We start from the raw sequence: 13,887 nt of genomic DNA, 5'->3' as shown, positions 1-13,887 counted from the left end.
CGGAGCAAACGGACCAGCTCACGCGCCTTCGGATTCGGCATCGATGCATCCGTGACCGCCCGTTCACGCGACGCTAATCCATACCTTCGAGCAATTCGGAGAGGTTGTTCGGCGTCGCGCCGGAAGCCTCGGCGAGTTCGCCGAAGCGCGCATCAGAGGCCGTGTTCGCGGCATCGCCCGCGTCCGTGAAGAGCGAAAGGTACTCTGCGTCGCCCCCGGTCTCCTCGACCGACTGCACACGGATCAGCCAACACGTTGCGTCCGGCGTGAAGCCCGCATGAACGTCCCACGCGATTGCGAGCGCACCGATGCAGACGGTATTGGCATCGAGGAGTTCGTTGACCGTAGCGTCCTCGTGCACGAGCGCCAACTCGAAGAGATCGGCCATCGTGTGCGTGGGTGAGATGCTCGCGTCGTTGGAGAGGAACTCGTCCGCGACCTCGCGGTGCTCTTCGCAGAGGAACCGTGCGGCGAGCCAAGTGATGGCCGGATCCTCGAGTTCCGATGCGGCAGCCGCGTCGTCCGCCCGCTTGCAGGCGTCGAGCCCCATGCCCACCACGGTCTCTCGCATCGTCGGGTCGGCATCGTCCCACGCCGTCGGTTCGACGGAAGCCCAGGAGGACGAGGGATCGAGGCTTGCGACCATCGGGGCCATCAGCATGACATTGTCGAAGAACTGCTGCTGAGCTGCAGCATCACCACGCTTGTCCGAGGCACTGGACTCAGCGGCAGCGCCCGGAGCACTGTCGTCGGTCGTGAAACTCGGGAGCAATCCGCATCCGCTCAGCACCAAGGATCCAGCAATCGCTGCACTGGCAGCCAGCGCTGACCATGTCCGCTGTGATCGTGAATTCGACACTGCGACGTTCCTCACTCTTCGGCGATCCGTGGCATGGAGAACCTCGGACATTGCTCCGGGTTATTGCCTGCACTCTATCGCGGCCGGAATCACGGGTCGCGAGGATCACGAGACGACGGTGATCGAATCGGTCATTCCTGGCGCTGAGATGCGAAACGTTCCGCGCGCAAGCTGCTGAGTGATTCGGGAGAGGTCAAGCCCCATCGTGGACTGCGTCCACCGTTTGAGAATGTTGCTGTCGTCCCGGATCTCCGTGTACCCCATACCTGTGACTGGGATCGACACAGCCGCCCCTCTCAGAACCACGGGAGGGGCGGCTTTCTTCCGCGTCAGATCACGTCCGGGTTCTGCTTGGCGAAGCGCTCTGCCTCTTCCTCGGAGATCGCGATCAGGCCGCGCGGGGTGTACGCGAGCGCGTTGAGCGCGCGTATCCACACCTTGCTGAGCTCTGCCTCCTTGCTCCCCGAGAAGTGGAACGCCACAGTGCCGTATGGAGACATCCAGAGAGACACTCGTCCGTCTCCTTGATCATGCGGCTTGTGCCAGCTGAGAAAGAAGCTCTCCTGCTTCTTGAGCTTCTGCCCGATGACGAACTTCAGGTGCGCTAACAACCTGTCTTCGAATTCGTACTGCTGTCCGCCGTGTATGAAGTTCCCCATATTCGGCAGTCTGTCAGTCAAAACAAACGGCGGTAGAGGTTGCTTTCCACCGCAGAGTGTGCAGCCTCGAAAATCAGCTGTGGCTGCGTCTTTGGATCACATGTCGCCCGGGTAATGGGTCGTGTTCGGTGCTTCGGCGATCGCCAGCGAGCCGTCCTCTTCGGTGACTACCAGGCCGGTACTCGAGTTCGCCGATTCACCCAGACGTTCCAGCCATTCCTTGTTGACGTCGGGCATGACATGCTCCATGAACGTGAAGGTGAGTGGTATCTGAGGTGAGAGCCAGATCGATGTGCGTCCATCGCCACTGCTCTGGCCAGCCTTCCAGGACATCAAGAAGCTCTCTTCGCGCATCAGCTTCTGCACGATGACGATCTGCATGTGTGTCAGCAACTCGTCGTTGAAATGCGTGGTGATCCCGTCGTAGCGAATAGAGCCCATGGTGGTCGTCCTTCCGTTGACGTTGTTCGACCACTCGGGTGCGAGTAAGCCAGACCTCCAGGAAAGCACGCCCGCCGCTCGTAGGCACAGACCTTGACAGTTGGAGGAAGCTGCCCGAAACGACGAAAACGCCCCTGCGGCATCCGGAACGGCGCCTCAGGAGCGAGGAAGTACGCGGATGGTTCCCAATGGCTCAACATCCCGCCCTCGAGACTCAGGTGGCGCAGAAATGCAACCGGCTCTCGAGGCGTTCCATTGTGATCTCGTTGCGGGCATCGACGCCCGTCACATGAGCGGGAATGCGCCGACAAACAAAAGGCCCCTGAGATCCGCATGTTTCCAGGGAATCTCAGGGGCTTTCGTATTGTTCAATTGGCGGAGACGGGGGGATTTGAACCCCCGGTCGAGTTAACCCCGACCCTTCATTAGCAGTGAAGTCCATTCGGCCGCTCTGGCACGTCTCCATACACGAACAACGTCATCCACTCTACCCGAACGAACGGGCGCGGTGGAAATCGATCGGGCTCAGTACGCGGTGCGACCGAGGGAGCAGACCGACTTGTCCGCCCGCACGCCGGTCACGTTGTCGGGCAGCGGGGTCTCCCCCGCGCCGCCCCCTGTCGCCGGGTCCGTCGGTTCAGCAGCCGGGTCAGCAGCCGGGTCCTCGACTGCCGGGTCCGGGATCGGCTCGCCCGTATTCGGGTCGATCGCGGGCGCCTCTTCCGTCGCCGGAGTCTCGGCTCCCGTCTCGGGTACGGTGCCGTCGTCGGCCCCTTCGACCTCGACGCCTTCACCGACGCCGTTCACCGCGAACGGCTGGCCGCTCTTGATGACCTCGAACAGCGCGTTACCGCTCGTGTAGTCGGGCGTGAGCCGGCCCGACTCGTAGGGGTGGTCGAACGATGGGTACTGCACGAAGTTGATGTTCTGCAGGTCGATGTCTTTCACCGTGTTCGCGACCTGCTGCATGAACTGCACGCTCGCCATGTTCTTCGACATGGTCATGTTCTCGACCGCAGCCTTCGCGAGCCCGTACACCTTCACCGGATCGGAGAGCGTGTCGGCGCTCTTCATCTTCTGCACGAGCGCAGACATGAAGACCTGCTGGTTGCTGATGCGACTGGTATCGCCGCCGTTGCCGACGCCGTGGCGGGTGCGCAAGAACTGCAGCGCCTCGAGCCCCACGAGAGTGTTCTCACCGGCGGGGAGGTCGAGATCGGTGTGCTCGTCGACGATCGGCTGCGCGAGGCAGACCTCGACGCCGCCGATCGCGTTCGAGACGCCGATGACGCCGTCGAACGTGATCAGCGCAGCGTTCGGAATCTCCATGCCGGTGAGTTCAGACACCGTCTCGGCGACGCAGGGCAATCCTCCGTTTGCGAGGGTCGAGTTGAGCTGCTGCTCGCTCATCGCCGAGAAGTAGTCGGGTTCGCCGTTCGGTCCGGGGCAGCTCGGAATCGGCAGCATGAGGTCTCGCGGGAAGCTGACGACCGTCGCATTCTTGTGGTCGGCAGACACATGCAGCATCATCGTGACGTCGTTGAGCTCGCCCTCTTCGCCGTCGTCGATCTCCTGGCCGGCCCGTGAATCGGAGCCCACGAGCAGAATCGTGAGGGGCCCGTCGATCGTGGCATCGCCCACGCCCACAGCGGTCGACTCGTTGCCGAGCTCGACCGTGTCGATGTCTTGCACCAGGCCCCAGACGGCGTACGAGACGGTCGCGACACCGCTGAGCACCACGACGATTGCAGTGGTGAGCAGCACGCGGAGCGCGTTGCCCCATGCGCTCGAACGACGGAGCTTGCCATGTCGCACGAACGAGTGCCGTTCGAGTGCTCCAGCAGGTTTCTGTGTCATTCAGCTTCCCAGGATCGCGCGGGCAGCGCTGATCGCGCCCGACATAACGATTCAATGTACATGGTGGCACTGGGTGTGCCCTTGGAAACTCAGCTGAGCATGCCGGTGCACGACGCGCTGGAGGCATCGGGGGAGATCCCCGATGCCTCCAGTGCGTCGTGTCGCGACTACGAGCGACGAGTACGCGTCAGCGATACCATCAGCCCACTCCCGACGATCAGCGCGAGGGCTGCCGCTCCCAGCAGGGCGGCGTCACCGGACGCTCCCGTCACTGCGAGCAACGGCTGCTGCTGCGTCACGTGCATCGGCGCCGCGGGTGCGGGCTGATGCGTCATCGACGGGACGGTCGGTGGCTGGACGAGGCTCGGCTCGACCGGCACGGCCGGTGGTGCAGGCGGCGCAGGCGGTGCAGGCGGTGCAGGCGGCTCCGGCGGGGTCACCGGAGTCACCGGCTCGCACCGCTCGAGGACCACGGAGCCCGAAGCGACGGTCATGCCGCCCCTCAGCAGTTCCACGGTGTAGGTTCCTGTTCCACTGAGCGGCAGTGCGTAGCTTCCGTTTCCGTCCACCGGCACAGAGGCTGTCTCACCCGATCCGCCGCTGATCTGCAGGAGGTACCCGCCCTCGTCGGCCAGTGCTGCGCCGTCCTCCGGCGGGACGAGTCCGCTGACGATCACTGAGATCGTGCCCGGCAGCTCCGCGTCGACCTCGACGCAGGCGAGGTCCGGCACCTCGATGACAGGCTTATCGGTTCCGCGCGGGTCGGGGCACCGAGCAATGACGAAGCTCGCTGAACCGGCGACGGTGTCGCCGTTCCCGATGGTGACGGAGTAGCTGCCGACACCGCTGACGGGAACCGCGTACACGCCGTTCCCGGTCACGTCGACCGAGCTGCTCCCGTTGGCTCCACCGGTCACGGTCAGCGTCCAGCTGCCCGCTTCGGTGAGGCCGGAGACCGTGACGGCGACGGTCTCGGGCAGCGGGGCATCGATTGCGACGCAGGCAATGGGATCGATGGTGAGCACGGGCGAACCCGGATCGGGATCAGGATCGACCGGCTTGCAGCCGTTCGCCCAGATCGCTTGACCGGCTGCATCCCAGTTCTGGCCGCCGTATGACATCTCCGAGCCGTGCTCGTTGTAGGTGAACGGGGGGATGATGTCGCGGCCGCCCTGGTGGCCGACGTGTCCGCTGGCCGTGCCGTTCGCGTTCACGGTGTGGGAGACGTACGGGTTCTTCTCCGAGCCGGTGGCGTGGCACAGCGCGACCTTGTTATGCGGGTTCTCGCTGCCGTTGCCGGTCTTCGTCTTGGCGTCCTCCGCTGGAGCGGGCTCGGGTGCCGCCGCGGGTGCGACCGGCTCTGCGGCAGGTTCGACCACGGGTTCCACCACCGGCTCGACGACCGGCTCGACGACCGGCTCCACCACCGGCTCAACGACCGGCTCCAACACCGGCTCAACGACGGGCTCGACCACCGGTTCGACGACAGGCTCCACCACCGGCTCCACCACCGGCTCTGGAACGGGTACCGCGGCGGGCTGCGCGATCTGTGGTTCCGGCTCCGTCACCGCGCCGGCATCGGCGGCGGAAACCTCGACGGTGCCGTCGACCGGGGAGAGCGGTTCTGCCGCGACGGCAGCGCCGATACCGGGGCCGAGCGTCAGCGCAACGGCGCCGACGAGAGCAATCAACCAGCGACTGCGTTGCAGACGGGGTGCGGCTCCATCGCCGTTGCCCCGAATCGATGTATGCATGATTCGTCTCGCTTCTCAGGTGCGCATGGCACTTGAGAATTCCCCCGGGCCGCGCGACTTCGGTCAACCTGATCGCAGGCTACGTGCGCGATTTCCGGGGCGGATCCGGGGGAATTACGTACTTTTCGCGGGCGCCATCACGGAGCGATTCCGTGCCACCCACTCGCGCAGTTCATCGCGGTTCTCGACCCCGATCTTGCCGAAGGCGTGCGAGAGATGCGTCTCGACGGTGCGGGCGGAGATGGAGAGTCGCTCGGCGATGAATCGGCTCGAGTATCCGAGCGCAGCGAGCAGCACGACTTCGCGTTCGCGGGGCGTCAACCCACCGGCTGGGGGGAGCGGAAGCCAGACTCCGAGATCTGCGAGCAACCGGATCTCGGGTTCGTCCTGCCCGGCGGATTGCTGCTCGGCAGCGGTGCCCGCTCGTGAGCGAGTACCGCCTCCGGCCGCTGATCCGGCCCCGTCCGCGCGAGCGAGCCGCTGCATGTGGGAGACGAGCGCCGCCCCGAGGGGACCATCGACACGGGACGCCAGGTGCCGCGCATGCTCGAGTTCATCGGATGTCGCACTGCGGGACTCGAATGCGCGCGCGTGCCGTGCGAGCAGTTCGATGTACGGCAGGTGCTCCTGCGCAGCCCACTCGGCGATGTCGGCCGCGCCGGTGACCGCGTTCGGATCCCGCAGCCATTGTCGGGCGCGGAGCGCGAGCATCCGTCGGTGTCCGCTGAGCGCCATCGCTACCCCGCGTTCCGGCGACTCCGATGCGGCGAGCGCGCGCAGTGCGGGGTCGCGTTCCCCCAGCACCGCGAGAGCCAGTGCGATGGCGGCCTGAACAAGCGGCGCGAGGGAGTACGGGTCGCTCGCGCCGAGGCGATCCGCCAGTCGATCACCGCTCGCGGCCGCCTCGGTCCATCGCCCCTCCTGCACCGCGAGCAGCATCGCACCGACCTCGACGAGCCCGGAGTAGTGCGCTTCCGCGTGCGCATCTGCCGACGCTTGACCGGAGAGCTCCTCGTACACGCGCCGCGCGCTCTCGCGGCTGCCGCTGACCCAGTAGCCCAGCAAGGTGCAGAAACCGTGGATGTCGACCAGATCGCTCCGAGAACGAGGCCCGAGGCGGCTCAGCGCCTGCGCATGCTCGGCGCTCGCCACGGCGTCCTCGAACGCGCCGCGCTGCTCCAGGATGAGGGAGGCCATCGCACGACCGGGGGATCTGGCCCACTCGATGCCGAGATCCGGCGAGAGTTCGAGCGGCGGGCATGCGTCCGCCGCCTCGCGCAGCCGGCCGGTGTAGGCGAGCACGTGCACGCGGGTGCTCCCGAGCATCGCCATGGCGGCGTCGTTCGACGCTCGCACCTCGAGTGCGTCGAGATCGCGGAGCACGGCGTCCAGATCGCCGCCGTCTCTCACCCGTTCCCGTGCGACGGTGGTCGCGAGCCCGATCTCCAGCGTCGCTGGCATCTCATCGCGGCGCTGGGCGTCGTCGAGCAGTTCCTCGATGCGGTCGAGCGTGCCGCGTCGGGAGGGTTCGTCGCCGAGCAGCCGAGCGATGCGCACGGCTCGAAGCGCAGCGCTTCCGGCCTGCGCCCCGTCGGCATCCGTGTGCGCGGCGATGACGCGCGCGAGACGCAGCAGCAGACGCGGGTCGCCGCCCGTGGCCATGGATTCGAATGCGCGCCAGATCCAGGCGAACGGCACGTTCCGGCCCGCGGCCGTGCCGAACACAACGAGCCGGATGAGTCGCTCGGTGTCGAGCACCGGGTCGACGCCAGCGCGATCCTCATCGAGCAGGGTGAAGATGCGGTCGTCGAGTTCGATGCGCCGCACCGGCGATATGCCTGCCCGCAACGATGCGGCGAGCAATGGATGCCCGAGCGTGAGCGAGGGGGTGCCCGAGCGCGACTGCGTGACGACGAGGCCGCGTTCGAAGAGCGCCGTGAGCGCGCCCGCATCGACGCTGCGCAGCAGCGCCGTCTCGATGATGGGCTCCGCCTGCGCGATGAACTCCAGCGCCCGCCATTCCTCGTCGGTGCACGAGTCGGCGAGCAGGTGGGCGTACTCCCCCGTCACGACGTCGTGCAGCCGTGCCGCCCACGCCGTGCCGTGGCTGCGGCGGAGCTCCCCGCTCCGGTCTGCGGCGAGCGCGAGCACCGCGAGCGCGTACCCGTTGCCGCCCGAGACCGTGTGCCACCGGCGGAGCGTATCGGGGTCGATGCGGTCGACGCCGAGCATGGTGCAGAGAAACAGAGCGCTCTCTTCGAGGTCGAGGGGTCCGACGGTGAGGCGACGCACCTGCGGCCCGCTGCCCACGCGCTCGATCGCACTCGACAGCTGACGCGCGGTGGCGATGATGCGCAACGCGCGGGTGCGCGCGAGTTCGGTGAGGATGCGCAGATCCTGCGGGGAGTACTCGTCGATGTCAGGCGCGACGAGGATCACGGGCGCCGCCGGATCCGCGCGCCCGATGGTGGCGCGCACCTCTTCGACTCGGTCGGCGGGCGAGGCGTCTCCGAGCGCGTGCTCCCCCGCAGACTGAGACGCATCCGCGGCGAAAACGGAGGCGATGCCGCTCGCAGGGCGCGGGGGCCGCGGCAGCACGTGCACCGAGACGACGCCCGGATGCTCGTGGGCGAGCGCCAGCGCGGCCTGTTCCGCGAGGTATCCCTTGCCGTTCCCCGCTTCTCCGAGCAGCAGCGTGACCGAACCCTCGGCGCGCGCGGTTTCGACGACGTCTCGGAGCCTGCGTCGTGGAACCGCGATGCGCTCCCCGACCGGACCGCCCTGCCCCCGCGCCGCCATGACGCTCCCTCCGCGCCCCGAATCCTCGCGGGCCTTGCCCAGAGTCTGACTCGGGAAGCGGAGTTGCGCAAGCGCCCAGCGGTAGGCTGATTCGCATGCGCATCGCCACCTGGAACGTCAATTCGATCCGCACTCGTTTCGGCCGCGTGGTCGACTGGCTCGTGCGAGAAGACATCGACGTGCTGGCGATGCAGGAGATCAAGTGCCGCCCCGAGCAGTTTCCGATCGCCGCGTTCGAGCAGGCCGGCTACTCGGTCGAGATCCACGGGCTCAACCAGTGGAACGGCGTGGCGATCGCGAGCCGTCACGAGATGACGGACGTGGCGCGAGAGTTCGACGGAATGCCCGGGTTCGGCAAGCCGGTGAAGGGCCAGGAGGCCGTGCAGGGCTTCGGCCCGAACGAGCTGCCGCACGAGGCCCGTGCGCTGGGCGTCACGGTGGGCGACCTGCGCCTGTGGAGTCTCTACGTGCCCAACGGCCGCTCGCTCGACGATCCGCACTTCGCCTACAAGCTGGCGTGGCTCGAGGCGCTCCGCGAAGACACGCGCGCCTGGCTCGATGAGGATCCGCAGCTGCCGCTCGCACTCATGGGCGATTGGAACATCGCGCCGCTCGAGACGGACATGGCCGATCCCTCGTTCCGTCCGGGAGCCTCCACGCACGTCTCCCCGGAGGAGCGCTCCATGTTCGCCTCCTTCGAAACGCTCCTCACCGACGTCGTGCGCCCGATCGTGCCGGAGGGCTACACCTTCTGGGACTATCAGGCCGGCAAGTTCCCGAAGAACCAGGGCATGCGCATCGACTTCATCATGGGATCGCCCGCGTTCGCCGACGCCGTGACCGGCGCGTCGATCGAACGCGACGAACGCAAGGGCGATGCGCCCAGCGACCACGTTCCGGTCGTCTGCGACATCGACGTCGATCTGCTCGGCGGCACCTTCGACGACGACAACGACCGCCCGATGGTGTTCTGACGCGTTCGGCGCCTCACGGCCCGGCCGGGTCGAATACCGGCGGCTCTCGATGCTGCCGCCGCTCCCGACGTAGACTGGCGGGTATGGCTGAAACCTTGCGCGTCGCATCCGTCAACGTCAACGGCATCCGGGCCGCATTCCGGAAGGGCATGGGCGAGTGGCTCGATGCCCGCGGTGTCGATGTGCTCGCGCTGCAAGAAGTACGGGCGGACGATGCCCACCTGACAGAGCTCCTCGGCGACGAATGGCACTTCATCCACGACCCCTGCCAGATCAAGGGCCGCGCCGGAGTCGCGATCGCGAGCCGCGTGCCCGCGACCGCGCACCGCGTCGGACTCGGGGCGCTCGCCGCTCAGGAGCAGATCCAGTCGTCGGGTCGGTGGCTCGAGGCCGACTTCGATCTCGGCGGCACCCCCCTCACGGTGGTCAGCAACTACACGCACTCCGGCGAGGTGGAGACCCCGCGCCAGGAGGCGAAGTGGGCCTTCCTCGACGCGATGGGACAGCGCATGCACGAACTCGCGGCAGAGCGCGAACTCGTCGCGATCGTGGGCGATTTCAATGTCGGGCACCGCGAACTCGACATCAAGAACTGGAAGGGCAACGTGAAGCGCGCCGGCTTCCTCCCCCGAGAGCGCGCCTACTTCGACCGCTTCTTCGGCGCTGCGGGCGAGCCCGTCGTCGGCGTCGACGGCACCGACGGCGTCGGCTACGGCTGGGTCGATGTGGGGCGCCGCTTCCACGGCGAGGTCGATGGGCCGTACACCTGGTGGTCGAACCGCGGGCAGGCGTTCGACAACGACACGGGCTGGCGCATCGACTACCAGGTCGTCACGCCGGCGCTCGCCGAGCGCGTCGAGTCGTACACGGTCGATCGCGCCGCGTCGTACGACGCGCGATGGTCGGATCACGCAGCAGTCGTCGTCGACTACCGCGTCTGACGCGCGGCGCGAGCACCTCCGGCCGATCCGGCCCTGGCACGCGCCTCTTCCATCCCCACCCACGCTTCGCAGCATCTCCCGCAAGGAACTCCCATGAGTGCACACTCCAAGCCCGTCCTCTTCTCCGGCATGCAGCCCTCGAGCGATTCGCTGCAGCTCGGCAACTACATCGGCGCGCTGAGCCAGTGGACCCAGATGCAGGAGGACTTCGACGCGTTCTTCTGCGTCGTGAACCTGCACGCCATCACGGTCCCCCAGGACCCGGCAGAGCTGATCGCCCGCACCCGACGCACCGCGGCCCAGTACATCGCCGCCGGCATCGACCCGGAGAAATCGACGCTGTTCGTGCAGTCGCAGGTCTCGGCGCACGCGGAGCTCGCCTGGGTGCTGAACACAGTGACCGGGTTCGGCGAGGCCAGCCGCATGACGCAGTTCAAGGACAAGTCGCAGAAGAACGGCGCCGACGCCGCCTCGGTCGGGCTGTTCACGTACCCCGTGCTGATGGCCGCCGACATCCTGCTCTACCAGGCCGAGAGCGTGCCCGTCGGTGAGGATCAGCGCCAGCACGTCGAGCTGACGCGCGATCTCGCGAACCGCTTCAACTCGCGATTCGGCGACACGTTCGTGGTTCCCGAGGCCCAGATCCCGAAGGGCACCGCGAAGATCTACGACCTGCAGGAGCCCACCGCCAAGATGTCGAAATCGGCGGAGTCGGAGGCGGGCCTCATCAAGGTGCTCGACCCCGCGAACGTCACGAAGAAGAAGATCATGCGAGCGGTGACCGACGCCGATGGCGAGATCCGTTTCGACCGCGAGGCGAAGCCGGGCGTCGCGAATCTGCTGACGATCTACTCGGTGCTGAGCGGGCGCCCGATCGCGTCACTCGAGCAGGAATACGCAGGCCGCGGCTACGGCGACCTCAAGAAGGGCCTCGTCGAGGTCGTGGAGGAGAGCCTCGCGCCCGTGCGCACGCGCACCGAGGAGTTGCTCGCCGACCCGGCTGAGCTCGACCGGCTGCTCGGTCGCGCTGCGGAACGGGCCAATGAAGTGGCGAATCGCACCCTCGACCTCGTCTACGAACGCATCGGCCTCATTCGCTAGCCGCCTCGCAGTCCGCTCTTTAGACTGAGCCCATGACTGCCCCCGTGGTGCCGAAGAGCGCCGACGAGCCCGTTGCACGCACTCGATCACGCGTGGGGCACGTGCTTCGCAGGACGCCGTTCACCGCGTCGTTCATCGTGGCTCTCCTGGCCGTCGGGCTCGCCACCGGGACCCTCTGGAGACCGACCGCGGAGCAGAGCTGGTATTCGCAGGTCGCCACGGGCATCCCGTCGTTCGCCGACGGTCGCTGGTGGACGCTGCTGACATCTCCGTTCTTCGTCGATCACCCGCTCGTCTACCTGACGCTGCTCCCCCTCGTCGTAGTCGGGCTCGGCTGGGCGGAGTGGCGATTCGGGTCGTTGCGGACGGTGGCGATCGCACTCGGCGGCCACATCGTCGGAGTGCTCGGCGCGGCCGGGATCCTCCTCCTCGTCTCGTCGACCGGGTGGCACTGGGCCGTACGACTCACCGAATCCGTCGATGTCGGGCCGTCGTGCGCGGCGTTCACCGCCCTCGTGTTCGCCATCGCCACGCTCCCCGCCCCCTGGCGCCTGCGCGCGCGCATCGCGATCGGGCTGTGGGTGGGCATCTCCGTGCTCTACCTCGGCGAGCTCTACGATCTCGAGCACGCCGTCGCGATGACCGCCGGCCTCGCGGTGAGCGGATGGCTGCCGGCCTTCCGGCACCCCGCGGGGCGCCCCACCCAGCGCGAGTGGCGCCTGATCGGGCTCTCCGGACTGGTCGCCGTCGGCGTCATTCAGGTGTTCGATCTCATCGTCCCCTTCAACGGGCCGCTGGGCGAGAACCACCCGACGGCGTCGCTGATCGACGTGGCGATCGACGTGATCGTGATCGCGCTCGTCGCGAACGGCATTCGAAAGGGCTACCGGGTCGCCTGGATCGGCGCGCTCGTGCTCGGCGGGTTCAACCTGCTGACCGCGGCGCTCGGGTTCGCTCTGCTCCCCGCGCTCGTCGACACGGGAGCGCTGGATTCACCGCGGCAGGTCTTCGCGCTGCTGCTCGCTCCGGCGTTGCTCTGGGCCGCGATCCTCGTCTTCCTGGTCATCGGTCGAGGTGCGTTCCGCGTCAGATTGCGCCAGTCGCGACGCGTGCTGCCCGCAGCGGCGCTCACTCGCGACGAGCTCGTGCACCGGCTCGAGCGCTTCGGGGGAGGCACGATCTCCTGGATGTCGACGTGGGAGGCGAATCAGCGGATCGCGAGCGGCACCGGTGCGATCGCCTACCAGTCGCACGCGGAGGTCGCCATCATGCTCGGCGATCCGATCGTCCCGGAGGGCGGCCACGCCGACGCCCTGGAGCAGTTCGCGCACGCCACCCAGCAGGCCGGCCTCATACCGTGCGCGTTCTCGGCCGGCGGAGTCTCGGCCGCGGCGAAGCCCGATGGGTGGCGTTCGGTCATCGTCGCCGAGGACACGATCGTCGATCTGCCCGGGCTCGCGTTCACGGGCAAGGCCTGGGGCGCGGTGCGCACCGCCATCAACCGCGCCGGCCGCGAGGATATCTCGTTCCGCATGGTGCGTCTCGCTGAGCAGCCGTGGAACGTACTGGCGCAGGTGCGTGCGATCTCCGAGCAGTGGACCGGCGACAAGGGCCTGCCCGAGATGCGTTTCACACTGGGCACGGTCGAAGAGGCGCTGGATCCGGCGGTCTACGTCGGCCTCGCCGTCGATGCGGGCGGCAACCTGCACGGGATCACCTCGTGGCTCCCGGTCTACGGGCCCGCGGCGGCGCGCGACGACGGCTCGGGCGAGACCGAGCCGCGCATCGTGGGCTGGACGCTCGACCTCATGCGACGCCGCGACGGCGGCTTCGGACCGGTCATGGAATTTCTCATCGCCTCGTCGGCACTGCATTTCTCGGAGGCGGGCTACGAGTTCGTCTCGCTTTCAGGGGCGCCGCTTGTGCGACCCGAGGACGCGCAGGCGGGGCCCGTCGATCAGGTGCTCGACCAGCTGGGCGCGCTCATCGAGCCGCTCTACGGGTTCAAGTCGCTGCACCGCTTCAAGCAGAAATTCAACCCGCGCTCCGAGCCGCTGTACCTGCTCTACCGCGACGAGGGCGATCTGCCCCGCATCGGCATCGCACTCACGCGCGCCTATCTGCCGGACGCGTCGATGCGCGACCTCGTCTCGTCCGCGGTCGGCATCTCGTCGCACGGCGCATCCTGATCGCGTCCCTCGACCCCGTCGCGAAACGCTGCTGAGAGCTGGCGCGGAACACTGCGGAGCGTTGCGGAGTGTTGCGCCCCGGGCGAAATATCCGCCATCGAGTGCGCGCTGGATCGTGCGGGCGACTACGATGAGGATCGTGTTCCGGGGTCGGTGTGATTCCGAACCGGCGGTGAGAGTCCGCGAGCGTCGCTCCAGCGATGTTGAACCGGTGGAACTCCGGTACCGACGGTGATGGACGCCACGTGCGTTCGAGTCCGGATGAGAGGAACGCGTGAGTCACGGACGTCCGTGGACCCTTGCGCACCCGGCA

At 67.4% G+C, this 13,887-nt stretch carries 11 protein-coding genes, 1 tRNA gene and 1 riboswitch; of the genes, 4 read left to right on the top strand and 8 right to left on the bottom strand.

The window, feature by feature from the left end; all coding sequences use genetic code 11:
- Positions 1 to 73 precede the first annotated feature (73 nt).
- The 8 genes from JE033_RS12370 to JE033_RS12335 form a co-directional block, all read right to left on the bottom strand.
- Positions 74 to 772 (bottom strand): hypothetical protein, encoded by a 699-nt coding sequence (locus JE033_RS12370; RefSeq protein WP_234037515.1) that lies wholly within the window; start codon positions 770 to 772, stop codon positions 74 to 76.
- 192 nt (positions 773 to 964) lie between these two features.
- Positions 965 to 1,144 (bottom strand): hypothetical protein, encoded by a 180-nt coding sequence (locus JE033_RS12365; protein ID WP_200332027.1) that lies wholly within the window; start codon positions 1,142 to 1,144, stop codon positions 965 to 967.
- Positions 1,145 to 1,188: 44 nt separating this feature from the next.
- Positions 1,189 to 1,518, bottom strand: a complete 330-nt coding sequence (locus tag JE033_RS12360) for a hypothetical protein (protein ID WP_200332025.1) — start codon at positions 1,516 to 1,518, stop codon at positions 1,189 to 1,191.
- A gap of 96 nt (positions 1,519 to 1,614) precedes the next feature.
- The gene (locus tag JE033_RS12355) at positions 1,615 to 1,959 is read right to left on the bottom strand and encodes an ATP-dependent DNA ligase (RefSeq protein WP_200332023.1); all 345 of its coding nucleotides are present in this window, start codon (positions 1,957 to 1,959) and stop codon (positions 1,615 to 1,617) included.
- Positions 1,960 to 2,332: 373 nt separating this feature from the next.
- Positions 2,333 to 2,423, bottom strand: a tRNA-Ser gene (locus tag JE033_RS12350).
- A gap of 61 nt (positions 2,424 to 2,484) precedes the next feature.
- Positions 2,485 to 3,816, bottom strand: a complete 1,332-nt coding sequence (locus JE033_RS12345) for an LCP family protein (RefSeq protein WP_200332021.1) — start codon at positions 3,814 to 3,816, stop codon at positions 2,485 to 2,487.
- Between the two features lie 167 nt (positions 3,817 to 3,983).
- The gene (locus tag JE033_RS12340) at positions 3,984 to 5,570 is read right to left on the bottom strand and encodes a hypothetical protein (protein ID WP_200332019.1); all 1,587 of its coding nucleotides are present in this window, start codon (positions 5,568 to 5,570) and stop codon (positions 3,984 to 3,986) included.
- A gap of 114 nt (positions 5,571 to 5,684) precedes the next feature.
- Positions 5,685 to 8,369 (bottom strand): LuxR family transcriptional regulator, encoded by a 2,685-nt coding sequence (locus JE033_RS12335; RefSeq protein WP_200332017.1) that lies wholly within the window; start codon positions 8,367 to 8,369, stop codon positions 5,685 to 5,687.
- Between the two features lie 95 nt (positions 8,370 to 8,464).
- Here JE033_RS12335 and JE033_RS12330 point away from each other — a divergent pair, with 95 nt between their 5' ends.
- From JE033_RS12330 to JE033_RS12315, 4 genes are all read left to right on the top strand, one after another.
- Entirely contained in the window at positions 8,465 to 9,343 is an 879-nt protein-coding gene (locus JE033_RS12330) for an exodeoxyribonuclease III (RefSeq protein ID WP_200332015.1), read from the top strand.
- 83 nt (positions 9,344 to 9,426) lie between these two features.
- Positions 9,427 to 10,284: an exodeoxyribonuclease III gene (locus JE033_RS12325; RefSeq protein WP_090152847.1), complete on the top strand. Its 858-nt coding sequence runs from the start codon at positions 9,427 to 9,429 to the stop codon at positions 10,282 to 10,284.
- A 93-nt stretch (positions 10,285 to 10,377) separates the two neighbouring features.
- On the top strand, positions 10,378 to 11,385 hold the full coding sequence (trpS, locus tag JE033_RS12320) for a tryptophan--tRNA ligase (protein ID WP_200332013.1): 1,008 nt from the start codon (positions 10,378 to 10,380) through the stop codon (positions 11,383 to 11,385).
- A 32-nt stretch (positions 11,386 to 11,417) separates the two neighbouring features.
- Entirely contained in the window at positions 11,418 to 13,574 is a 2,157-nt protein-coding gene (locus tag JE033_RS12315) for a bifunctional lysylphosphatidylglycerol flippase/synthetase MprF (protein ID WP_200332011.1), read from the top strand.
- A 136-nt stretch (positions 13,575 to 13,710) separates the two neighbouring features.
- Positions 13,711 to 13,851: riboswitch (FMN riboswitch) on the top strand.
- Positions 13,852 to 13,887 lie beyond the last annotated feature (36 nt).

This window comes from Leucobacter sp. L43 (genome assembly GCF_016597785.1).
Classification (GTDB): Bacteria; Actinomycetota; Actinomycetes; order Actinomycetales; family Microbacteriaceae; genus Leucobacter; species Leucobacter alluvii.
The sequence above is the reverse complement of the archived record's forward strand: the minus strand, read 5'-3'. Positions and strand labels throughout refer to the sequence as shown.

Bases quoted from the DNA above. Each gene is read 5' to 3' on its own strand.
- JE033_RS12360 (WP_200332025.1), bottom strand. From the start codon at position 1,518: ATGGGGAACTTCATACACGGCGGACAGCAGTACGAATTCGAAGACAGG.
- JE033_RS12355 (WP_200332023.1), bottom strand. From the start codon at position 1,959: ATGGGCTCTATTCGCTACGACGGGATCACCACGCATTTCAACGACGAG.
- JE033_RS12345 (WP_200332021.1), bottom strand. From the start codon at position 3,816: ATGACACAGAAACCTGCTGGAGCACTCGAACGGCACTCGTTCGTGCGA.
- JE033_RS12340 (WP_200332019.1), bottom strand. From the start codon at position 5,570: ATGCATACATCGATTCGGGGCAACGGCGATGGAGCCGCACCCCGTCTG.
- JE033_RS12335 (WP_200332017.1), bottom strand. From the start codon at position 8,369: ATGGCGGCGCGGGGGCAGGGCGGTCCGGTCGGGGAGCGCATCGCGGTT.
- JE033_RS12330 (WP_200332015.1), top strand. From the start codon at position 8,465: ATGCGCATCGCCACCTGGAACGTCAATTCGATCCGCACTCGTTTCGGC.
- JE033_RS12325 (WP_090152847.1), top strand. From the start codon at position 9,427: ATGGCTGAAACCTTGCGCGTCGCATCCGTCAACGTCAACGGCATCCGG.
- trpS (WP_200332013.1), top strand. From the start codon at position 10,378: ATGAGTGCACACTCCAAGCCCGTCCTCTTCTCCGGCATGCAGCCCTCG.
- JE033_RS12315 (WP_200332011.1), top strand. From the start codon at position 11,418: ATGACTGCCCCCGTGGTGCCGAAGAGCGCCGACGAGCCCGTTGCACGC.